The following is a 21,272-nucleotide window of genomic DNA, read 5'->3' as shown; positions in this document are numbered from 1 at the left end:
GGGTCAGCCGAAGGCGGAACCCACCACTTCTGTCACCGCAGAAACCAAAGAGGTGGGTTACGCTCCGCTAACCCACCCTACCGTTCGGAGCGCTGGCTATGCCCTCGCCGAGATCGCCGCTGCTTCCGCTGCGGCGCGCTGCATGCTGGTCGACATCTCGTTGGTCACCGTGCTTTGCTCTTCGATTGCCGCGGCCGTCGACGTCACATATTCGCTGACGTTGCTGATGGCCGTCTTGATCGAAGCCAGGGCGGTGACGACGTCTCCGGAGATGCCGTTGAGGCTGCCGATCTCCGCGCCGATCTTGTCAGTGGCCTGCTTGGCTTGGTTGGCGAGGCTCTTGACCTCCGAGGCCACCACCGCAAAGCCCCGACCGGCTTCGCCGGCGCGGGCGGATTCGATGGTGGCGTTAAGTGCCAGGAGGTTGATCTGCCCGGTGATGTTGTTGATGAGCTCGACGATCCCGCTCATCGCCAGCGCCGCTTCAGTGAGGCGCTGGGCCTGGGCATCAGCGGACGCGACCTGCTCCACCGCGCTCATCGCGGTCTCGCGCGATTTGGTCATGGCCTCGGAAATCTCCCGCACCGAGGCGTTCAGCTCCTCCGAACCCGCGGCGACCGATTCCATCATGCTGCGGACGCGCTCGTTGCCCATGCGGACCAGCACCTGCTTCGTGACGTCGGTCGCATATTTCACGACCTTGAACGGCTTGCCGTTCAGATCCATGATCGGGTTGTAGGAGGCCTGGATATAGACCTCCCTGCCGCCCTTGCCGATGCGCTTGTATTCGGCCGCCTGGTACTGGCCGCGGTTGAGCGCCGCCCAGAACTCGCGATAGTCATTGCCATCGCGCTCCGACGGCTCGACGAACATGCTGTGGTGCTTGCCCTTGATCTCCGCCAGCGAATAGCCGAGGGCGCCGAGGAAATTGGGGTTGGCGGTGATGATCGTGCCGTCCATGTTGAACTCGATCACCGCCTGCGCCTTCTCGATCGCCGCGATCTGGCCGGCGAGATCGGCCGTCTTCAGCTTCTCCGCCGTGACGTCGGTGGCGAACTTGGCGACGCCGTAGGGCTTGCCATTCTCATCGAGTAGCGGATTGTAGGAGGCGAGAATCCAGACCTCGCGGCCGCCCTTGCCGATGCGCTTGAACTCGCCAGCCTGGTATTCGCCGCGGTTGAGCTTGGCCCAGAACTCGCGATAGGCCGCGCCGTCGCGCTCGGCCTGGGGCACGAAGAGGCTGTGATGCTTGCCCTGGATCTCGGTCAGCGAGTAGCCAAGCGCGTTGCAGAAATTCTCGTTGGCCGTGACGATGGTGCCGTCGAGCTTGAACTCGATCACGGCCTGGGCCCGGCCGATAGCGCCGAGCTTCGAAGCGTCCGTCATGGCCCGAATCTTCTTCTCGGTGATTTCGGTCGCAATCTTGGCGACCATCACCGTCTTGCCGTTGCCGTCGAGGACCGGATTGTAGGATGCTTCGATCCAAATCTCACGGCCGCCCTTCGCGATCCGTTTGAACTCGCTTGCCTGGTACTCGCCGCGGTTTAATGCGGCCCAGAACGCCTTGTACTCGGCGCCGTCGCGCTGATCGGCCGGCATGAACATGGCGTGCTTCTTTCCCTTGATTTCGTCGAGGGAATAGCCGAGGGCGTTCAAGAAATTCTGGTTGGCGGTCAGGATCGTGCCGTCCATGGCAAACTCAATCATGGCCTGCGAGCGCCCGATGGCTGCGAGCTGAGCATCCGCGTCGTTGCGGGACTTGCGACCAAACATCAGTGAATCTCCAAAGTCATGAAATTGCGTGACGGGATCAGGGGACGTGACGGCGCGGCACACGCGCCGAATTCCAATCGAAAATTCCGCCGGTAAACTCGCGTTGCGAAGACCGAGGCGGATACGCAAGATGATTCAATACCCATAAGACTCGAACAAAGTGCTAACGAATTCTGGGAAAGCCGATGGCCGACAAAGCAGCCCAAAGCTGTACGACGGCACGCCTTACACGCTGCTCGGTCGGCGCTGTGACTTGAAATGGCCTTGGTCCTTCAGGGATTTTGAAGGAAAGCGTCTCGTGATCGGCCATGGCGAGTTTGCTACGGAAGTATCCGGCTATGCCGTGCCGCATGTCCGTAGTGTCACGGTGCTTGTCACGCCTTGTGCGACGTACGCCGCCCGATCCTCCACAGCGTCAGATTCCAAGCGATGCAGGTGGCGAGTGCAAGCCCAAGTCCGACGGCCGAACCGAACCACACCACCGTCACGTGCAACACGGCGATCGCCATTCCGAATCCGAGCAGGCCCCAGGCCGAATTGGCCAGCACCGCGGCGGTCGGCGGACCGCCGATGCGCGGATGCAGGATCACCATGATGCTGGTGAACACGACCGGATAGAGCGCGATGATGCCGCTGATGCGGGGACCGACCCAGCCCGAGGTCGAGACGACGATCGCGACCAGGGTCGCGACCAGTGCGGCCCGCATCGGCACGTCATACCAGCGCCGCGTCACCAGCGGCATCTTGACGTGGCGATAGCCTGCGAGCAGCGGAATGCAGATGCCGAACGCGACCAGATTGGCGGCGAGCCCGGCGGTGAGCGGCCAGTCGAACTGCTTGATGATCGATGCGAACACGATCCAGACCGCGACCGCGCTTCCGCAACTCACCAGAAGGCTGCGCCGCTGTGCCAGAACCACATAGGTGACGCACATGAAGATCGTCGCTGCATTGACCGGCAAGCTCGAGAGTGCGCCCTGCGCGATGAAGGCGGCATCGTGGTCGAGCGCGAGGAAGACGTAGGATGGTCCGGCCGAAACCGGCAAGGTCGCGACCAGCGCGCCGATCACCGGCCCTGAGCGCTCGGTGATGATCGACGCCGTCACGACGAACGCCGCCGCGACCATCATGCGCAGAACGAGGATGAGGATGAAGTGGAGCTCGGGGGACATTTTTTTCTTTTGTCGTCCTGGACAAGCGAACGGAGTGAGCGCCGATCCAGGACCCATAACCACGGGCTTCGCTGTGTTAGACGGTCGTAGTCGCCAGTATCGCAACACAATCGGCGTCGGGGTAATGGGTCCTGGCTTTCGCCAGGACGACACCGATTGTTTGACTGCGGTCCGCGCCTTACATCCGCTGCATCGACACCGAGACCTTCGGGCCGTTCTTGATGGTCTGATAGACCACACAATAGCGCTCGGTGAGCTTGAGCAGCAGGTCGAGCTTGTCTTGCGGCGCATCGGTGTCGACGTCGAAGCGCAGACGTATCTCGGCGAAGCCGACCGGCGTCTCCTTGTCGACGCCGAGCGTGCCGCGGAAATCGAGATCGCCCTCGGCGTAGACGTTGCCGGTCTTCAAGGGCACCTCGATCGCGGTCGCGACCGATTTCAGCGTGACGCCAGCGCAGGCGACCAGCGCCTCCAGCAGCATGTCGCCGGAGCAGAGCTCGAGGCCGGAGCCGCCGGTCGCGGGATGCAATCCGGCCATTGCGATGGCGCGGCCGGTCTCGACCTTGCAGGCGATGCCCTCGCTGTCGGTCGAGCCCTTGGCCTTCAACGTGATCATCGCGGTCTTGGGGTCGGTCTTGTAGCGCTCCTTGATCGGGGCCTGCATCTGGCGCAGTGCTGCGGCGTCCATTTTGTCTCTCCCGGTAAAATTGCTTCTCGATGTACCGGCTTGGAGAGAAATTGTCACCACCACATGGCCTGACCGGGACCCTGGGTTGCGTCACGGTCGGGCACGTTGCGGTCGAGCGAGCGGTCGAGTGACGTCAGCACACTTCGCTTGAAATTCTCGAACAGCGGTGAATTGCGGTCGCGTGGCCGGCCGAGATTGATCTCGATCTGGTCGAACAGCCGGCCCGGCCGCGGCCGCATCACCAGCACGCGGTCGGCCAGCACCACGGCTTCGTCGACGTCATGCGTGACGAGGATGAGCGTCGGCCGCGTGTCGGCCCACAGATCGAGCAGATGATCCTGGAGATCCCTGCGGGTGAAGGCATCGAGCGCCGAGAACGGCTCGTCGAGCAAGAGCACCTCGGGCTGCGGCACCAGCGCGCGGGCGATCGCGACGCGCTGTGCCTGCCCGCCCGAGAGCTCGCGCGGCCAGGCCTGGGCTTTCTCGGCGAGCCCGACACGCTCGAGCGCACGCGCCACCTTTTCACGCCGCTCGGTCGCGGGCCCATCGGCAAGCCCAAAGCCGATATTGTCGGCGACGCTGAGCCAGGGCAGCAGCCGCGGCTCCTGGAAGATGATGCCGATCTTGGCATGCGGCGCGGCGATCGCCTCGTTGTCGAGCGTCACCGTGCCCGAGCTTGCGCGGTCGAGGCCGACGATGGCGCGCAGCAACGTGGACTTGCCACAGCCCGAGCCGCCGATGACGGCGACGATCTCGCCTTGCCTGATCTCGGCGGAAAAGCGCGCCAGCGCCTGCACGCCGTTGGGATAGGTCTTGCTGACCCGGTCGAGCGCCAGCATCGCCTTATGCTCCCGCCGTACGCCCGAAGGCGTCCTGCCAGCGCAGGAAGGGCGCAGCCGCGATCTCGATCAGCCAATCCGTGAGCTTGCCGAGGATCGCGAAGATCACGATGGCGGCGAGGATCTGCGCAGGCTTGCCGAGCTGCTGGCCATCGAGCAGGAGATAGCCGAGGCCTTCGGACGCGCCGATCAGCTCGGCCGCCACCACGAACATCCAGCCCAGACCAAGTCCGACGCGCAAGGACACGACATAGGCCGGCAGCACCGCGGGCAGCAGGATACGGCGGATCATGGCAGGCCCGGAGAGACGGAAGGTGCGACCGACCTCGACGATCTTGCGATCGACGATGAGGATCGCGCCCATCACGCCGAGATAGACCGGGAAGAACACGCCGACCGCGATCAGCGCGATCTTCGAGGTCTCGAAGATGCCGAGCCAGAGAATGAACAGCGGCACCCAGGCCAGCGAAGGGATCGCGCGCAGCGCCTGCACGGTCGGATCAAGCAGCCGCCGCGCCAGCGACCAATAGCCGGATATGGCGCCGAGCAAGGTGCCCGCGACCACGCCGAACGCAAAGCCAAGACCGACGCGCCACAGTGTCGCGGCGATGTGACGGACCAACTCGCCGGAGCGGGCAAGATCAACGATGGTGGCAAACACGCGCGAGGGCGGCGGCACCAGCCGGCCGTTGGACCAGCCGCGCCAGACCAGGAACTCCCAACCGAGCGCGAGGGTCAGCGGCAGCAACACACCCAGCAATGGACGCGCATAACGCGACAACCACGAAGGCGCGGCGGCGCTTTCGGCCGGTTCCGTAGTCTGTTGCAGGACTGGCGCGTCGGAGATCATGGCGGTTAGGAAGCGCGTCTCGTCAGGGAATGCAACACTACTCTTGCCGCGCCTTCCGCTACCTGAGTAGCCCGGATGGAGCGAAGCGCAATCCGGGAATCGTGCCCCAGGATGGACCGCCCCGGATTTCGCTGCGCTCCATCCGGGCTACAAGGCCAACCTTAATTCGTCGGCAGCGGGACCTGGTCGTCGATCAGAGCATCGAGCGTTGCCTTCACATCGACCTTGGCATCGACCACGCCGGCCTGTTGCAGGGCGAGGCCCGCGGCGAGGATCGATTCGCGCTGGGGCGCGCCGATGCGGCTGTGGGTCAGCTCGGTACGCTCCTTGAGCTGCTTGTCGACGACAGGCTCCGGCAGCTTGGTCACGGCGATGAAGGTCTTCTTGAGCTCATCGTAATTCGCCAGCGAATACTTTCGCGCTTCTTCGTAAACGGCAAGGACGCGGCGGGCGACATCCGGATAGTCTTTCAAAAACTGCTCGCGCACATTGAGGATGCCCCAGGTGTTGGCGTCGGCCTTGCGGTAGAACAGTTTCGCGCCGTCCTCGACCTCGGCCTGCGCCATCATCGGATCGAGCCCGGCCCACGCATCGACGTCGCCGCGGATCAGCGCGGTCTTGCCGTCGGCGTGCTGGAGCAGCACCGGCGTGATGTCCTTTTCGGTGAGACCGGCGCCAAGCAGCGCGCGCACCAGGAAGATGTGCGGATCGGTGCCGCGCGTCACCGCGACGCGCTTGCCCTTGAGGTCGGCGACATCGGCGATCTTGGAATCCTTCGATGTCACCAACGCCGTCCATTCGGGACGCGAATAGACGTAGATCGACTTGATCGGGTTGCCGTTGATACGCGCGACCAGCGCCGCCGAGCCCGCGGTCGAGCCGAAGTCGATCGAGCCCGCATTGAGGAATTCGAGCGCCTTGTTGGAGCCGGCCGACTGCACCCAAATGACGGTGATGCCGTCCTTGGCGAACTCCTTTTCCAGGAGCCCCTTCTGTTTCAGGACCATCGACACCGGATTATAGGTCGCCCAGTCGATACGGATTTCCTTGAGCGGATCCGCCGCCCGCGCCGCGGGAGACACGGCGAGAGCGACCGCTCCCGCCAGCAGTATGCGTCGTGTAATCCTGGTCATGCCCGGCCTCCTCAAAACTTCATTGTTTTTCAATGAGTTATATCTAGAAATCAACGAGAAAATCCATCCCTCGAAAGCGCGCCGGCTGAGAACAGCTTTGCCCAAAGCCGCACCTTTCCAGCATGGAACGACTATTGCGAGAGAATGGCGGGTGACAGCGCCGGCCGCCTCTTATATCCGGTGAGACATGGACAGCGTTGCGACTGAGCAGAAGGCCGAGGTGGACGATCGCTTTGACACCGCGCGGATCACCGCCGCGGTCGATGCGCTTGCCGAGAAGCACCAGGGACGCGAGGACGCATTCCGCACGGCGATGGCGCAACTGCTCAAGGCCGAGCTGATTGCCTCGCGCGCCGCGGCACAGACGATCCTGCTGAAGGACCGTCACGGCCGGCGCTGCGCCGAGCGGCTGTGCCACGTGCAGGACGAGATCATCCGCATCCTGTATTCGGCGGCAACGCGCCATCTCTACCGCTCGCCGATCCCGAGCGGCGCCGAACGCATGGCGGTGGTGGCGACCGGCGGCTATGGCCGCGGCCTGATGGCTCCCGAGTCCGACATCGATCTGCTCTTCATCCTGCCCTACAAGCAGACCGCCTGGGGCGAGCAGGTGGCCGAGGCCATCCTCTATTGTCTTTGGGACATGGGGCTGAAGGTCGGTCACGCCACGCGGTCGGTCGACGAGTCGATTCGGCAGGCGCGCGGCGACATGACCATCCGCACCGCGATCCTGGAGACGCGCTTCCTTACCGGCGACCGGCCGCTTTATGACGAGCTGGTCGCCCGCTTCGACAAGGAGGTCGTGCAAGGCACCGCGTCCGAATTCGTCACCGCAAAGCTCGCCGAGCGTGAGGAGCGGCATCGCCGCGGCGGCCAATCGCGATATCTGGTCGAACCCAACGTCAAGGACGGCAAGGGTGCGCTCCGCGACCTGCACACGCTGTTCTGGATCGCGAAATACGTCTACCGCGTGAGCGACACCGACGAGCTGGTCGACCGCGGCGTGTTCGACGCGCAGGAATACCGCACCTTCCGCCGCTGCGCCGACTTCCTCTGGTCGGTGCGCTGCAATCTTCACTTTTACTCCGGTCGCCCTGAAGAGCGCCTTTCCTTCGACCTCCAGCGCGAGATCGCGGTCCGGCTCGGCTACACCTCGCATCCCGGCATGCAGGACGTCGAACGCTTCATGAAGCACTACTTCCTGGTCGCCAAGGAAGTCGGCAATCTCACCGCCATCCTCTGCGCCAAGCTCGAGGACCAGCAGGCCAAGCCCGCACCGGTGCTGAGCCGGATGATGGCGCGTCTGCGCCCCACCGCGGTGAAGCGGCGGGTGCCCGACAGCGACGACTTCATCGTCGACAACAACCGCATCAACGTCGCCGCGCCCGACGTGTTCAAGCACGATCCGGTCAATCTGATCCGCATCTTCCGCCTGGCGCAGAAGAACAATCTCGCCTTCCATCCGGACGCGATGCGCGACGTGACGCGTTCGCTTGGCCTGATCAACGCGCAGATGCGCGAGAATCCCGAGGCCAACCGGCTGTTCATGGAGATCCTGACGTCCGACAACGCGGAAATCGTGCTGCGGCGGATGAACGAGACCGGCGTGCTCGGCCATTTCATCCGCGCTTTCGGCAAGATCGTCTCGATGATGCAGTTCAACATGTATCATCACTACACCGTCGACGAGCATTTGATCCGCTGCGTCGGCTTTCTCCAGGACATCGAGCGTGGCGGCATCGAGGAATTCGCGGTGGCGAGCGACCTGATGCGCAAGATCCGGCCGGAGCATCGCTCCGTGATCTACATCGCGACGCTGCTGCACGACGTCGCCAAGGGCCGGCCCGAAGACCACTCGATCGCCGGCGCCAAGGTGGCGCGACGGCTTTGCCCGCGGCTCGGCTTCAGTCCGGCCGACACCGAGCTCGTGGCCTGGCTGATCGAGGAGCATCTGACGATGTCCACGGTCGCGCAGTCGCGCGATCTCTCCGACCGCAAGACCATCGAGAATTTCGCCGCCGTGGTGCAGTCGGTCGAGCAGATGAAGCTCTTGACGATCCTGACCACCGCCGACATCCGCGGCGTCGGCCCGGGCGTATGGAATGGCTGGAAGGCGCAGCTCTTGCGCTCGCTGTACTACGAGACCGAACCGGTGCTGACGGGCGGCTTCTCGGAGGTTGACCGCGGCAAGCGCCTCACGGCCGCATACGCCGAATTCCGCAACGCCTTCGCGGAATGGCCGGCGGAAGAGCTCGATGCCTATATCGCCCGGCACTATCCGGCCTATTGGCTCAAGGTCGAGCTGCCGCGCAAGATCCGCCACGCGCGCTTCGTCCGTGCCAGCGAGCAGGCAGGCCACAAGCTCGCGATCAATGTCGGCTTCGACGAGGTGCGCGGCGTCACCGAGCTGACCATCTTCGCCGCCGACCATCCCTGGCTGCTGTCGATCATCGCAGGCGCCTGTGCCTCGGCCGGCGCCAACATCGTCGACGCCCAGATCTACACCACGACCGACGGTCGCGCGCTCGACACCATCTCGATCTCCAGGGAATACGACCGCGACGAGGACGAGGGACGGCGCGCGACGCGTATCGGCGAGATGATCGAGGACGTTCTAGAAGGCAAGCTGCGTCTGCCCGAAGTGGTGGCGCGGCGCACCGTGCGCGGCAAGGCGCGGCCGTTCGTGATCGAGCCGGAAGTGACCATCAACAACCAATGGTCCGACCGCTACACTGTGATCGAAATGTCCGGCCTCGACCGGCCCGGCCTGCTCTACGAGCTGACCACCGCGATCTCGAAGCTCAACCTCAACATCGCCTCAGCCCATGTCGCGACCTTCGGCGAGCGCGCCCGCGACGTGTTCTACGTCACCGATCTCCTGGGCGCACAGATCAGCGCGCCGACACGCCAGGCCGCGATCAAGAGCGCGCTGACCCACGTGATGGCCGGCGACAAGGCGGTTCAGCCGGCAGCGTGACTTTCTCTCATCATTTCGGGCTGAATCATCGCGCCGACTTTTGTTCGGAGAATCGCAGCGCGTTCACCAGTGCCGACAGCGCGGCCGGTTGATGCTGACGACTGGGGTAATACATGAAGAAGCCGGGAATGGGCGGAGTCCAATCCTCCAGCACCCGAACAAGGCGGCGCTCCGCGACATATTCGGCGACCTGCTCTTCATAGGCTAATCCGATACCAACCCCGGCGAGCGCCGCCTGAATCACCAGGTGAGTATCGTCAATGATGAGCGGGCCGTTCACGTTGATCGTGACCGACTTTCGTCCCTGCTCAAATTCCCACCGATATGGACCGCCCGCAAGGCGCAGCGTAATGCACCGATGATCGTTGAGATCCTTTGGCTTGTTGGGAATGCTTCGTGAAGCGAAATAGCGTGGCGACCCCACGACCGCCAATTGCAGCTCCGGCGTGACGCGAACCGCGATCATGTCCTTTTGAATGTACTCGCCAAGCTGGATACCGGCATCGAACTCGCCTGCCACAAGGTCCACAGGGCCAGTGACGGTGACAACGTCCAGAACGATGTCCGGGTAGGCTTCGGCGAAAGCTCTCAACCGCGGCAACAATACCATCACGGCAGCGGATCGTGACATTACAATTCGAAGGCGACCTTCAGGCCGGCGCCGAACGCTTCGGGCCCTGTCGAGGGCGTGACGAATTTGCTCAAGTGCCGGAGACAAGTCTTCCAAAAGAGCTGCCCCCGCAGCGGTTGGCGCAACGCTCTTGGTTGTTCGAGCGAGCAGCTGCAGCTCAAGCCGTTGCTCAAGCCTCCGGATCGTGTGGCTCAAGGCAGACTGGGAGACACCCAGCTTTACCGCAGCGCGTGTAAAGCTTCGTTCACGGGCCACGATGGCAAACGTCGCCAGTTCGTTCATTTCGTTGGTCATCATTGATGAATATCGCTCATAAGGCTGCGCCATTCAAGACGTCTAGTTTCATAAGCCACGACGCCGTAGGCTTGCGCGACCAAGAAAGCGCCGTGCAGTGCTTTCCTGCATGTTGTGGCAGGTTGATGCTCGGCCCAGCTGGCCGGGCCGCATCAATGAAGCCGGTGTAACAGCTTTGAGGATGACAATGGATATGGACGTCCGCGCCTTGCGCTCCCTTGCGCAGACCTATTTCGATGCTGCCTATGAAATGGATGCCGAGAAATTTGCATCCATATTTCACCCCTTGAGTTCCGTGACGAAGGTCGCCGAGGACGGCAACGTGAACGTGGCGCCGATTGCGACCTGGCTGGCAGCGGTCCGCAACATGAAAGCTCCAAAGCAACAGGGCTTCGAGCGAGCTGATCAGATCCTGTCAACGGATGTTGAAGGAGAGCTCGCGCTTGTGAAGGTGAAATTGCGCATTCCGCCGCGTTGCTTCACGGACCTGTTGTCTTGCTTGAAGGTGAACGGGACCTGGAAGATCGTGCAGAAAGTGATGACGTCGAACGCCTGACGGATTCGGGCACAAGAGAGGAGAGCGGCCGAAGGTTCGCTTGACGATCCTCCGCCGGTCGCCGCCAATCGTTCAACGCGTTGTCGAACCGGCTTAGACCGCCACGCCTTCATGCCGCAGCAGCCAGCGCTTGCGCTCGAGGCCGCCGCCGTACTTCACCAGAGAACCATCGGCGCCGATCAGACGGTGGCACGGCAGCACCACGCTGATCGGGTTGGAGCCGTTGGCATGGCCGACGGCGCGAATGGCCTTGGGCATGTCTATCCTTGCGGCCAGCGCGCCATAGCTCATCGTGGTGCCGGCAGGGATCTTTGCCAACGCATTCCAGACCTTCTGCTGGAACGGCGTGCCGGCGATGCGCCAGGCAATGCCTGAGAGCTGGCCGAGATCGCCGTCGAAATAATCCGACAGCGCAGTCCGCATGGCTGCGGGCGCGGGCTGGTCACTCAGCTCCACCGCACCGTAATGCAGGCGCAAGAGCTCGCGCATGCGGTGCTCGTAATCGTCCCAGTCGAGCGCGCGCAAGGCGCCCGCAGCGTCGGTGATCAGCAGCGCAATCCCGATCGGCGTCGCCAGCCGATCGAGGCCGAAGCTTACAGGTGATTTGGTCGGTCGCGCGGGCATCGCGGCACCATGGCATTGAAACACGCCATCGCAATTGCCACGCCGGCCGTGCTAGCGTCCACCCGAAAGCTGACGCTGGGGGAGCTCAACTTGGTCTGGATCGCGAATATCCTGGTGGCGCTGGTCGCCGCCCTGCACGCTTACTTCCTGATCCTGGAGATGTTTCTCTGGGACAAGCCGCAGGGCTTGAAGGTTTTCCGCAACACGCCGGAGAAGGCAGCCACCACAAAGGTGCTGGCCGCCAACCAGGGGCTCTATAACGGCTTCCTGGCCGCAGGCCTGGTCTGGGGGCTGGTGCACGGCAATCCGGCCTTCGCGTTCCAGATCAAGGCGTTCTTCCTGCTCTGCGTGATCGTGGCCGGCGCTTATGGCGCGGCGACCGTCAGCACGCGCATCCTGATGGTGCAGGCGCTGCCGGCGGCGCTCGCATTGTTAGTCTTGTTCCTGACCTGAGACGCCATAGCGCGGCGCCGCGATCCTTGCGCGTCGCCTGCCGTTCCTCCACAATCTCCGACAGCGATGGCGACCGTTGGCAATCAACGGGACAAGACCGTCGGTCGGAAATTCCGTCAGGAGGAACAACCCCACATGAGCAATCGCAGAGCCTTCATCACTGCCACGGCGGCGCTCGCCCTCGCGTTCTCCGCCAACCAAGCTCTCGCCCAGAAGAAATACGACACCGGCGCGAGCGACACCGAGATCAAGATCGGCCAGACCGTTCCGTTCTCCGGCGCCTATTCCGTCTACGCCAATATCGGTAAGACCCAGGCCGCCTATTTCAAGATGATCAACGATCAGGGCGGCATCAACGGCCGCAAGATCAATCTGATCCAGTATGACGATGCCTATTCGCCGCCGAAGACGGTCGAGCAGGTGCGCAAGCTCGTCGAAGGCGACGAGGTGCTGTTCACCTTCCAGATCATCGGCACGGCCGCGAACGCCGCCGTGCAGAAATATCTCAACGGCAAGAAGATCCCGCAGCTGCTGGCCTCGACCGGCGCCGCGCGCTTCAACGATCCGCAGAACTATCCCTGGACCATCGCCTATAATCCCAACTACGTGTCCGAGGGACGCATCTACGCCAAGTACATTCTCAAGGAGCATCCTAACGCCAAGATCGGCGTGCTCTATCAGAACGACGACATGGGGCGAGACTATCTCGCCGGCCTCAAGAGCGGGCTCGGCGACAAGGCCGCCGGCATGATCGTCGGCGAGGTCTCCTACGAAGTCACCGATCCAACGGTGGACTCGCAGGTGGTCAAGCTGAAGTCGTTGGGCGCCGATCTTTTCTATGATGCCTCGACACCCAAGTTCGCGGCACAAGCGATCAAGAAGGTCGCCGAGCTCGGCTGGACGCCGGTGCACATCCTCGACATCAACGCGAGCCCGATCTCGGCGACGCTGAAGCCGGCCGGCCTCGAGATCTCCAAGGGCATCATCTCCACCCAATACGGCAAGGAGCCCGGCGATCCGCAGTGGAAGGACGATCCGGGCGTGAAAGCGTTCTTCGCCTTCATGGACAAGTATTTCCCCGAAGGCGACAAGCTCAACACCGTCAACACCTATGCTTATTCCGTCGCCGAATTGCTGACGCAGGTGCTGAAACAGTGCGGCGACGACCTGTCGCGTGAGAACGTGATGAAGCAGGTCGCCAGTATCAAGGACTTCACCCCGAGCTTCGCGCTGCCCGGCATCAAGATCAACACCGGGCCGAACGACTACCGCGTCAACAAGCAGATGCAGATGATGAAGTTCAACGGCGAACGCTGGGAGCTGTTCGGCCCGATCATGGAGGATGCGGGTCCAGCGGGTTAGTTACTGGTAGGGTGGGTGAGCGCAGCGTAACCCACCTCTTTGACTTCCGCGGAAAGAGAAGCGGTGGGTTACGCCCAGCGGACTGCGCTTTGCGCAGCCGCAAGGCTAACCCACCCTACGAACTGCGGGTGCACGCGCACCTTGCGTTGCAACAATGCCTCATTCACACTCGCCCTCAGCGGTGACGCCCCGTGCGCACAAGCGCACCCGATTGATCACCGGCAATAAACAATGAGGAAACGCGAATGAGGAATGGAATTCTGCATCTGGCCACGGCAACGGCGCTGACCCTGGCGCTGTCGGTCTCGGCGGCCAATGCCCAGAAGAAATATGATCCGGGCGCCAGCGATACCGAGATCAAGGTCGGCCAGACGATGCCGTTTTCCGGACCGGCGTCGGCCTATTCGTCGATCGGCAAGACCCAGGCCGCCTATTTCAAGATGATCAACGACCAGGGCGGCGTCAACGGCCGCAAGATCAATCTGATCCAGTATGACGACGCCTACTCGCCGCCGAAAGCCGTGGAGCAGATTCGCAAGCTCGTCGAGAGCGACGAGGTCCTGCTGACCTTCCAGATCATCGGCACGCCGGTGAACGCAGCCGTGCAGAAATATCTCAATTCGAAGAAGGTGCCGCAACTGTTCGCGGCGACCGGAGCCTCGAGGTTCACGGATCCGAAGAACTTTCCGTGGACGATGGGCTTCAACCCCAACTACTTCGTCGAAGGCCGCATCTACGGACAGTACATACTGAAGGAGCATCCGAACGCCAAGATCGGCGTGCTCTATCAGAACGACGACCTCGGCAAGGACTATCTGAACGGCATCAAGGCCGGCCTCGGCGACAAGGCTGCCAAGATGATCGTGACTGAAGCTTCCTACGAAGTCTCCGATCCGACTGTCGATTCGCAGATCCTCAAGATCAAGGACGCCGGCGCCGATTTGTTCTTCAGCGCCACCACGCCGAAGCAGGCGGCCCAGGCGATCAAGAAGATCGCCGAGATGGGCTGGCATCCGGTGCAGATCGTCGACATCAACGCCACCTCGGTCGGCGCGGTGCTGAAGCCGGCCGGCCTCGACGCCGCCAAGGGCCTGATCAGCGTCAATTACGGCAAGGAACCGCTCGATCCGACCTGGAAGGACGATGCCGGCCTCAAGAGGTATTTCGACTTCATGGCCAAGTATTATCCGGATGGCGACAAGGATTCGAACTTCAACACCTACGGCTACAGCACGGCGCAGCTGCTGGTCCATGTGCTGAAGCAGTGCGGCGACGACCTCACGCGCGAGAACGTGATGAAGCAGGCCGCCTCGCTCAAGGACGTGACCAGCGACACCGCGCTGCCCGGCATCAAGGCCAACACCTCACCGACCGACTACCGGGTCAACAAGCAGCTTCAGATGATGAAGTTCAACGGCGAGCGCTGGGAGCTGTTCGGCCCGATCATTGAGGATGCGAGTCCGGCGGGTTAGTCTCGGAAGCAACTGCCTCAACGTCGTCATGGCCGGGCCAAGTCCGGCCATGACGGAAAATCAATCCGGTATCTCGCCAAAGTTCTTCCCCACCGGCAGCACCGCGTGCCGAATGAGCCGTGAATCCTCCACGGCGGCCTGCCTGTGCTTCACCGCGTCGCGATAGACGGGATCGCGGATCATCTCGACGAAGGCGGCGACGCTTGGGTATTCGGCGATGAAGCAATGGTCCCAGCGCTCGGTCTCCGGGCCGATCAGCATCAGCTCGAATTTGCCCTGCCAGACGATGCGGCCGCCGAGGCGTTCGAACACCGGGCCGCTCTCGCGGCCATAGGCCGCATAGGCTTCCGCGCCGCTCGCCTTGCGCCCATCCGGATAGGCCGCCTCCTTGCGCAAGCGCACCAAATTGAGCATGTGGATCGGGCCGGGACGGTCGTTGTCCCGGAACTGCGCGAAAATCTCCTTGGTTGGATCGATGTGGCCCATCTGCGTTCCCTCTTGTTTTATGCCGGCGATCCTAGCGCCGCCGACTGCCCAGCGGAACTGCGGCCAGCGAATGCCGCACCTCCTAATCGCGCGTTAAGCTCTGGGTAACCGGGCCTTAAACAGCGACCGCTAGCGTGCGGCGGGGCGGGCTGACCGGGCGTTTGCGTATGGGGTTGGGAAAGAAAAAGGGTGGGCGCAAGGAGCCGCTGTTCGGCTTGCCTGCAGCACTCGCCGATCTGCGCCTGACCGCGGCCGACCGCATTCCCGGCGGCGACGACAAGCCGAAGAAATCAACGAAATCATCTGCCAAGCGCAAAAGCGAGGATACCGGCGACGAGCCGCCGCGCGAGCGGAAGGCGCCGGCCGGCCGCGGCAGTGCCAAGCGGCGATCGAAGTCACGCATCGGCGCGAGCCTTGGTCGCCTCGTCTATTGGGGCGCGGTGCTGGGCCTTTGGGGTGCGATCGCCGTGATCGGCGTCGTGATCTATGTCGGCGCTCATCTGCCGCCGATCCAGTCGCTGGAAATCCCCAAGCGGCCGCCGACGATCCAGATCGTCGGCATCGACGGCAGCATGCTGGCACAGCGCGGCGAGATGGCCGGCGCCAACGTCTCACTGAAGGATCTGCCGCAATATCTGCCCAAGGCGTTCATCGCCATCGAGGATCGCCGCTTCTATTCGCATTTCGGCATCGACCCCGTCGGCATCCTGCGCGCGCTCGTCACCAATTTGCTCCATCGCGGCGTGTCGCAGGGCGGCTCGACGCTGACGCAGCAATTGGCGAAAAACCTGTTCCTGACCCAGGAGCGCACCATGGCGCGCAAGCTGCAGGAAGCGGAGCTCGCGATCTGGTTGGAGCGCAAGCATTCCAAGAACGAGATCTTGGAGCTCTATCTCAACCGCGTCTATTTCGGCTCCGGCGCCTATGGTGTCGAAGCCGCCGCGCAGCGCTACTTTGGAAAGTCGGCCAAGAACGTCACCGTCGCGGAGGCCGCGATGCTGGCCGGCCTCGTCAAATCGCCTTCGCGGCTCGCGCCGAACCGCAACCCCGAGGGCGCCGAAGCGCGCGCGAAAATCGTGCTCACGGCGATGGCGGATGCCAAATTCATCACCGAAGCGCAGGCGCAGGCCTCGATCGGCCAACCCTCCTACAATGTGAAGCCGGTCGGCGCCGGCACGGTCAATTACGTCGCCGACTGGATCGGCGAGGTGCTGGACGATCTGGTCGGCCAGATCGACGAGAGCATCAAGGTCGAGACCACGATCGATCCGAAGCTCCAGAGCGTGGCGGAAGCCGCCATCATCGACGAACTCGCGGCCAAGAGCGTGAAGTTCAATGTCAGCCAGGGCGCGCTGGTGGCGATGACGCCTGACGGCGCGGTGCGCGCCATGGTCGGCGGCCGGAACTATTCCGAGAGCCAGTACAACCGCGCGGTCACCGCCAGGCGCCAGCCGGGCTCCTCGTTCAAGCCGTTCGTGTACCTCACCGCGCTCGAGCAGGGACTGACGCCGGACACGCTCCGCCAGGACGCGCCGATCGAGGTCAAGGGCTGGAGGCCTGAGAACTACACGCACGAATATTTCGGCGCGGTGACGCTGACCCAGGCGCTCGCGATGTCGCTCAACACGGTCGCGATCCGTCTCGGCCTCGAGGTCGGGCCGAAGAACGTGGTGCGCACCGCGCACCGGCTCGGCATCTCCTCGAAACTCGAGCCCAACGCCTCGATCGCGCTCGGCACCTCCGAAGTCTCGATGGTCGAGCTGGTCGGCGCCTACGCACCCTTCGCCAACGGCGGCTTCACGGCGACGCCGCATGTCGTGACGCGGATCAGGACGCTCGGTGGCAAGCTGCTCTACATGCGCCAGGCGGACGAGCACAACCAGGTGGTCGACCCCCGCTATGTCGGCATGATGAACGCGATGATGCGGGAAACGCTGATCAGCGGCACCGCCAAGAAGGCGGAGATCCCGGGCTGGTCGGCGGCCGGCAAGACCGGCACCAGCCAGGACTATCGCGACGCCTGGTTCATCGGCTACACCGCCAACCTCGTCACCGGCGTGTGGCTCGGCAATGACGACAACTCGCCGACCAAGAAGGCGACCGGCGGCGGCTTGCCGGTCGAAGTCTGGTCGCGCTTCATGAAGACGGCGCACGAGGGCGTCCCGGTGGCAGCGCTGCCGAGCTCTCCAGGTGGCTGGGGCCTGTCGAACCTGGCGCAGGCGACGTCGCAAGTGTCGCCGCCAACCGCGGCAGCACCCGCACCGGCGCCGGCACCGGCCAACAACGGCGGCTATCGCCCGCCCCCCACGCGCGCCAATGCGCGTCCGGAAGCAGCCGCAGGGCTCGATGGCTGGCTGATGGACCGGCTGTTCGGCGGAAATCGATAGGTTCTGCGTGGGGTCGTTGTGGCCTCAAAACAAAAATCGCGAAAACAACCCCATGCACAGTAGCCAGTGATAGCGGAATCAACGGCTTACGCGAGTCGCAAGACGGCTGATTCTGGCAGCAAGGCCATTTGACACGTCGGGCAAAACAGAACCGTTCTGCCGAACGCGGCCGCTATCTCGGCTATCCCTGTTCGCCACCGGTCTCGTCTTCGGCAAGTCCTGCCTACCATGGCAAAATCGACCGATCCCCGCAGCTCCCGGAACGCAAAAACACCAGTCTCTTCAAACCCCGGTCGGCGGCCCGGGATTTGCTCTCATAGGTTGAGCAAGTATCGGAGAGCGTTCCATGATGTCCGGTGTATCCAGCGCGGCGTTGCCTCATCTGCGGCCCGCATCAACGTCCGCTTCAAATAGGACATCGAGTCTTCAGCCGGCGGTGCCGGATGCAACTGATGCTGCGACCGACCGCTTTCGGATCGACGTCTCGCAGGTCAAGCCGCTGACAGGCGCCAAGTCGATATCGGCGGCCGACAATCCTCACCTGCGCGACCTCATGGCAACGAACTGGCTGATGACCCATGATACGAGCGCGACTCAATCGGCCGTCTCGGACGATGCACCGGAGAATACCTATGCTCAGGTGAAGGTCGACGGCAAGGTGGTCGCCACCCTGTACAATGGCGGGTCCTCGACGATGACCAACGAGGCGGCTGCAAAGATCGGCAAGCTGGACGATCCTCCCGGTCTGAGTGGCCCGGATCTGGCGCAGTGGCGGGCCGACAGATACGCCGAGCGGCTCGGAGGCACCGTTGAAAAAGCTTCCACCGCGATCACGCAATCGCAATGGACCCCGCGTGAAAGCAGCTCCGCAACCTATAGCCGCGATCAACTCGACGCGGCCTTCCAGGCGATGCTGGCCGAGGGCCAGAAGGCGGCCGCGCAATTGCAGTCATCCTATCTCGCCTCGCGCACGCAGCCGGGGACAAGCGCGGATGTCAGCGCCTGAGCAGAGGGATGAATTGAGTTCGCGCGGACGTCGCCGCATTCTCAACTGTCATTCCCCGCGAACGCGGGAATCCAGTACGCCGCGGCTTCTCGATTCAACAACAGCCGTCTCGGAATACTGGATCGCCCGGTCGAAGCCGGGCGATGACAGCGTCAGATGGAGGCTGGCAGCGAGGACCTAATCCTCGACCCCGTACCGGTGCAAATCGTTGCCGTATGTATCGAGCCATTTCTTGGCGCGCTCCATCGACGGGCAGACCTTGCCGCAGACGCGCCAGAATCGCGCCGAGTGGTTCATCTCGACGAGATGGGCGACCTCGTGCGCGGCGAGGTAGTCGAGCACGTAGGGCGGCGCGAGGATCAGGCGCCAGGAGAACGACAACGAGCCGGCCGAGGTGCAGGAGCCCCAGCGGCTCGATTGATCGCGGATCGAGAGCCGCTTGACCTTGACGCCGAGTTCAACGGCATAGGATTCCGCCGCGCGCTGGAGATCGCGACGGGCCTCGCGCTTGAGGAAGTCGCTGACGCGACGGTCCGCATGTTCGACGCCGCCGGCGACGCAGAGAATGCGTTCACCGCTGTCGCGCACTTCCGTCCACACCGTACCGCGGGTGCCGGCGCGATGAACGATGCGATGAGAAACGCCGCGAAGCGGTATCACTGTGCCAGGTTGGAACGGCGCGGCCTTCGGCAAACGGCCGAGACGTGCCGCGATCCATGCGCCGTGGCGCTGCGCGAAGTCTTTTGCTTCGGCGAGCGTGCCGCGCGGCGGCATGGTGAGGATGGCTTCGCGATCGCTCGGATGAATTCTGAGCGTGTAACGGCGCGCGCGGCGATGCCGGCGCAGTCGAATCGCAAAATATTGCGATCCATGGGTGATCAGGAGGGTCTTCGGCTCGTGGGGCCGGCGATAGAGGAGTGCGCGAGTGGCCATGTCTGTCAGTCCGGGGGGCAGGAGAGCGCCCGGATTCTGCCATAACCGCCGCCAGGGAAAGCGCTCGGCGCAAAAACAAATCATTTGCCCAATATACAGGGGTCTGGCGTCCGGGAGACCCTACAGACTGGGGTTGGAACCGGCTTTTTTCGCCCCCGCCAAGCGCATGCGGCACCCCCAAGGGGTGAGGTTGGACTCACTCCTACAAAGCTACCTAAATACCGCGAATCTGGGGGGAACTTGCCCCTGTCGGAGCCTCCGACAGGCGTCGATTTTCAGCGGGAAAGCCGAAAAACGCGATTATTCGGCCGCGAGCGCCTGCAATGAGCTCGGATTCGCCGCCGAGACCATGAAGTCATGGATGCGCGGCACGATTTCCGATTTGAAGCGCGAGCCATTGAACACGCCGTAATGTCCGACGCCCTTCTGGACGTAATGAACGCGGCGGTGATCGGGAATCGAGCTGCACAATGTGTGCGTTGCGTCGGTCTGACCGATGCCGGAGATGTCGTCGTTCTCGCCTTCGACCGTCATCAACGCGACGCGCGTGATCTTGGAGGGATCGACGCGTGTTCCACGATGGGTCATCTCGCCCTTCGGCAGCGAATGCTTCACAAACACGGTGTCGACGGTCTGCAGGTAATACTCGGCCGAGAGATCCATTACCGCGAGATATTCGTCGTAGAAGTCGCGATGCTTGTCGACCAGGTCGCCGTCGCCCTTCACCAGATTGGCGAACAGCTGCTTGTGGGCATCCATATGCCGGTCGAGATTCATGCTGATGAAGCCGTTGAGCTGCAGGAAGCCCGGATAGACGTCGCGCATCATGCCCGGATGCGGGAACGGCACCTTGGTGATGACGTGGTTGCGGAACCAGTCGATGCCGCGCTCCTGGGCGAGGTTGTTCACCGCGGTCGGATTGCGCCGGGTGTCGATCGGGCCGCCCATCAGCGTCATCGAGGTCGGCACGAACGGATCACGTAGCGCTTCCATGATCGAAACGGCGGCGACGACGGGAACCGAGGGCTGGCACACCGCCAGCACATGGGTGTTGCCGCCGAGGACATGCAGCATCTCGATGACGTAGTCGATGTAGTCGTCGAGATCGAAGCGGCCGTCGCTGAGCGGCACCATGCGGGCATCGGCCCAATCGGTGATGTAGACCTCATGCGCCGGCAGGAAAGCCTCGACCGTACCGCGCAGCAGCGTCGCGTAATGGCCTGACATCGGCGCGACGATCAGCACGCGCGGCTGCGGGCTGCGCAGCGGACGGGTGAATTTGCGATCGAAATAGAGCAGACGGCAGAACGGCTTTTCCCAGACCGAGCGGACCTCGACGGGGACGCGGATGCCGTTGACCTCGGTGTCGTTGAGACCCCATTCCGGCTTGCCGTAGCGGCGCGTGGTGCGTTCGAACAACTCGCAGGCCGCGGCAACCGACTTGCCGACTTCGGTGCGCGCCCATGGGTTCAGCGGATTCTGAAACAGCAGCTTGGTTGCGTCCGTGATCGCACGCGCCGGATTGAGAGAGGCTTGCCCCATCTCGTACATCCAGTACATCGGCGTCGTCAGGACCGGACTGCCTTCGGCCACCAGGGGCGGCGCGCCGCCAAACTCACCAATCGGCATCGCTATA

The 21,272-nt window shown here is 63.1% G+C and carries 18 protein-coding genes; 7 read left to right on the top strand and 11 right to left on the bottom strand.

All coding sequences use genetic code 11. From position 1 onward, the window contains the following. Positions 1-96: 96 nt before the first annotated feature. The 6 genes from AC0L20_RS10140 to AC0L20_RS10115 all read right to left on the bottom strand — a co-directional run bounded on the left by AC0L20_RS10140 (position 97) and on the right by AC0L20_RS10115 (position 6,455). The gene (locus tag AC0L20_RS10140) at positions 97-1,773 is read right to left on the bottom strand and encodes a methyl-accepting chemotaxis protein (protein WP_473288395.1); all 1,677 of its coding nucleotides are present in this window, start codon (positions 1,771-1,773) and stop codon (positions 97-99) included. A 374-nt stretch (positions 1,774-2,147) separates the two neighbouring features. Next, positions 2,148-2,945: a hypothetical protein gene (locus AC0L20_RS10135; protein WP_473288394.1), complete on the bottom strand. Its 798-nt coding sequence runs from the start codon at positions 2,943-2,945 to the stop codon at positions 2,148-2,150. Between the two features lie 178 nt (positions 2,946-3,123). Next, entirely contained in the window at positions 3,124-3,633 is a 510-nt protein-coding gene (locus AC0L20_RS10130; RefSeq protein WP_027566043.1) for an OsmC family protein, read from the bottom strand. 53 nt (positions 3,634-3,686) lie between these two features. After that, a complete protein-coding gene (locus AC0L20_RS10125) occupies positions 3,687-4,472 on the bottom strand; it encodes an ABC transporter ATP-binding protein (RefSeq protein WP_473288393.1) in 786 nt (261 codons plus the stop codon). A gap of 4 nt (positions 4,473-4,476) precedes the next feature. Further along, positions 4,477-5,322 (bottom strand): ABC transporter permease, encoded by an 846-nt coding sequence (locus AC0L20_RS10120; RefSeq protein ID WP_473288392.1) that lies wholly within the window; start codon positions 5,320-5,322, stop codon positions 4,477-4,479. Positions 5,323-5,483: 161 nt separating this feature from the next. After that, positions 5,484-6,455: an aliphatic sulfonate ABC transporter substrate-binding protein gene (locus tag AC0L20_RS10115; RefSeq protein ID WP_473288391.1), complete on the bottom strand. Its 972-nt coding sequence runs from the start codon at positions 6,453-6,455 to the stop codon at positions 5,484-5,486. A 187-nt stretch (positions 6,456-6,642) separates the two neighbouring features. On the opposite strand from AC0L20_RS10115, the gene AC0L20_RS10110 reads away from it, so the two are divergent. Further along, positions 6,643-9,432 (top strand): [protein-PII] uridylyltransferase, encoded by a 2,790-nt coding sequence (locus AC0L20_RS10110; protein WP_247357500.1) that lies wholly within the window; start codon positions 6,643-6,645, stop codon positions 9,430-9,432. A 25-nt stretch (positions 9,433-9,457) separates the two neighbouring features. Here AC0L20_RS10110 and AC0L20_RS10105 read toward each other — a convergent pair whose 3' ends face one another. After that, positions 9,458-10,360 carry a LysR substrate-binding domain-containing protein gene (locus tag AC0L20_RS10105; protein WP_473288390.1) on the bottom strand — a complete coding sequence of 301 codons (903 nt, stop codon included), beginning with the start codon at positions 10,358-10,360 and terminating at the stop codon, positions 9,458-9,460. A gap of 184 nt (positions 10,361-10,544) precedes the next feature. Here AC0L20_RS10105 and AC0L20_RS10100 point away from each other — a divergent pair, with 184 nt between their 5' ends. Beyond that, complete coding sequence (locus AC0L20_RS10100; protein WP_473288389.1) at positions 10,545-10,913, top strand: nuclear transport factor 2 family protein; 369 nt, start codon at positions 10,545-10,547, stop codon at positions 10,911-10,913. Positions 10,914-11,006: 93 nt separating this feature from the next. Here AC0L20_RS10100 and AC0L20_RS10095 read toward each other — a convergent pair whose 3' ends face one another. Continuing rightward, complete coding sequence (locus AC0L20_RS10095; RefSeq protein WP_473288387.1) at positions 11,007-11,537, bottom strand: methylated-DNA--[protein]-cysteine S-methyltransferase; 531 nt, start codon at positions 11,535-11,537, stop codon at positions 11,007-11,009. A 9-nt stretch (positions 11,538-11,546) separates the two neighbouring features. Between AC0L20_RS10095 and AC0L20_RS10090 the strand changes: the two genes are divergently transcribed. The 3 genes from AC0L20_RS10090 to AC0L20_RS10080 all read left to right on the top strand — a co-directional run bounded on the left by AC0L20_RS10090 (position 11,547) and on the right by AC0L20_RS10080 (position 14,824). Continuing rightward, on the top strand, positions 11,547-11,990 hold the full coding sequence (locus AC0L20_RS10090; protein ID WP_473288385.1) for a DUF1304 domain-containing protein: 444 nt from the start codon (positions 11,547-11,549) through the stop codon (positions 11,988-11,990). Between the two features lie 135 nt (positions 11,991-12,125). Then, a complete protein-coding gene (locus AC0L20_RS10085; RefSeq protein ID WP_473288384.1) occupies positions 12,126-13,352 on the top strand; it encodes an ABC transporter substrate-binding protein in 1,227 nt (408 codons plus the stop codon). Positions 13,353-13,597: 245 nt separating this feature from the next. Then, a complete protein-coding gene (locus AC0L20_RS10080) occupies positions 13,598-14,824 on the top strand; it encodes an ABC transporter substrate-binding protein (RefSeq protein WP_007615994.1) in 1,227 nt (408 codons plus the stop codon). Between the two features lie 60 nt (positions 14,825-14,884). Here the strand turns inward: AC0L20_RS10080 and AC0L20_RS10075 are convergent, their stop codons facing one another. Further along, positions 14,885-15,310: a DUF1330 domain-containing protein gene (locus tag AC0L20_RS10075; RefSeq protein ID WP_473288383.1), complete on the bottom strand. Its 426-nt coding sequence runs from the start codon at positions 15,308-15,310 to the stop codon at positions 14,885-14,887. Between the two features lie 167 nt (positions 15,311-15,477). On the opposite strand from AC0L20_RS10075, the gene AC0L20_RS10070 reads away from it, so the two are divergent. Then, positions 15,478-17,697 carry a transglycosylase domain-containing protein gene (locus AC0L20_RS10070; RefSeq protein ID WP_473288382.1) on the top strand — a complete coding sequence of 740 codons (2,220 nt, stop codon included), beginning with the start codon at positions 15,478-15,480 and terminating at the stop codon, positions 17,695-17,697. A gap of 346 nt (positions 17,698-18,043) precedes the next feature. Next, on the top strand, positions 18,044-18,703 hold the full coding sequence (locus AC0L20_RS10065; protein WP_473288381.1) for a hypothetical protein: 660 nt from the start codon (positions 18,044-18,046) through the stop codon (positions 18,701-18,703). Positions 18,704-18,880: 177 nt separating this feature from the next. Here AC0L20_RS10065 and AC0L20_RS10060 read toward each other — a convergent pair whose 3' ends face one another. Together AC0L20_RS10060 and AC0L20_RS10055 are read right to left on the bottom strand one after the other, a co-directional pair. Beyond that, positions 18,881-19,720 (bottom strand): M48 family metallopeptidase, encoded by an 840-nt coding sequence (locus tag AC0L20_RS10060; protein ID WP_007615997.1) that lies wholly within the window; start codon positions 19,718-19,720, stop codon positions 18,881-18,883. A 216-nt stretch (positions 19,721-19,936) separates the two neighbouring features. After that, positions 19,937-21,265, bottom strand: a complete 1,329-nt coding sequence (locus AC0L20_RS10055) for a polyhydroxyalkanoate depolymerase (protein WP_473288380.1) — start codon at positions 21,263-21,265, stop codon at positions 19,937-19,939. Positions 21,266-21,272 lie beyond the last annotated feature (7 nt).

Source organism: Bradyrhizobium sp. Kon58 (assembly GCF_055807455.1).
Note: the sequence above shows the minus strand (reverse complement) of the source record. Positions and strands in the feature narration are given on the sequence as shown.

What these genes read in the sequence shown, in the direction of transcription:
- AC0L20_RS10085 (WP_473288384.1), top strand. Translation starts at nt 12,126, where the DNA reads ATGAGCAATCGCAGAGCCTTCATCACTGCCACGGCGGCGCTCGCCCTC.
- AC0L20_RS10090 (WP_473288385.1), top strand. Translation starts at nt 11,547, where the DNA reads ATGGCATTGAAACACGCCATCGCAATTGCCACGCCGGCCGTGCTAGCG.
- AC0L20_RS10080 (WP_007615994.1), top strand. Translation starts at nt 13,598, where the DNA reads ATGAGGAATGGAATTCTGCATCTGGCCACGGCAACGGCGCTGACCCTG.
- AC0L20_RS10140 (WP_473288395.1), bottom strand. Translation starts at nt 1,773, where the DNA reads ATGTTTGGTCGCAAGTCCCGCAACGACGCGGATGCTCAGCTCGCAGCC.
- AC0L20_RS10055 (WP_473288380.1), bottom strand. Translation starts at nt 21,265, where the DNA reads ATGCCGATTGGTGAGTTTGGCGGCGCGCCGCCCCTGGTGGCCGAAGGC.
- AC0L20_RS10110 (WP_247357500.1), top strand. Translation starts at nt 6,643, where the DNA reads ATGGACAGCGTTGCGACTGAGCAGAAGGCCGAGGTGGACGATCGCTTT.
- AC0L20_RS10075 (WP_473288383.1), bottom strand. Translation starts at nt 15,310, where the DNA reads ATGGGCCACATCGATCCAACCAAGGAGATTTTCGCGCAGTTCCGGGAC.
- AC0L20_RS10105 (WP_473288390.1), bottom strand. Translation starts at nt 10,360, where the DNA reads ATGATGACCAACGAAATGAACGAACTGGCGACGTTTGCCATCGTGGCC.
- AC0L20_RS10100 (WP_473288389.1), top strand. Translation starts at nt 10,545, where the DNA reads ATGGATATGGACGTCCGCGCCTTGCGCTCCCTTGCGCAGACCTATTTC.
- AC0L20_RS10120 (WP_473288392.1), bottom strand. Translation starts at nt 5,322, where the DNA reads ATGATCTCCGACGCGCCAGTCCTGCAACAGACTACGGAACCGGCCGAA.
- AC0L20_RS10115 (WP_473288391.1), bottom strand. Translation starts at nt 6,455, where the DNA reads ATGACCAGGATTACACGACGCATACTGCTGGCGGGAGCGGTCGCTCTC.
- AC0L20_RS10070 (WP_473288382.1), top strand. Translation starts at nt 15,478, where the DNA reads ATGGGGTTGGGAAAGAAAAAGGGTGGGCGCAAGGAGCCGCTGTTCGGC.
- AC0L20_RS10060 (WP_007615997.1), bottom strand. Translation starts at nt 19,720, where the DNA reads ATGATTTGTTTTTGCGCCGAGCGCTTTCCCTGGCGGCGGTTATGGCAG.
- AC0L20_RS10065 (WP_473288381.1), top strand. Translation starts at nt 18,044, where the DNA reads ATGATGTCCGGTGTATCCAGCGCGGCGTTGCCTCATCTGCGGCCCGCA.
- AC0L20_RS10130 (WP_027566043.1), bottom strand. Translation starts at nt 3,633, where the DNA reads ATGGACGCCGCAGCACTGCGCCAGATGCAGGCCCCGATCAAGGAGCGC.
- AC0L20_RS10125 (WP_473288393.1), bottom strand. Translation starts at nt 4,472, where the DNA reads ATGCTGGCGCTCGACCGGGTCAGCAAGACCTATCCCAACGGCGTGCAG.
- AC0L20_RS10135 (WP_473288394.1), bottom strand. Translation starts at nt 2,945, where the DNA reads ATGTCCCCCGAGCTCCACTTCATCCTCATCCTCGTTCTGCGCATGATG.
- AC0L20_RS10095 (WP_473288387.1), bottom strand. Translation starts at nt 11,537, where the DNA reads ATGCCCGCGCGACCGACCAAATCACCTGTAAGCTTCGGCCTCGATCGG.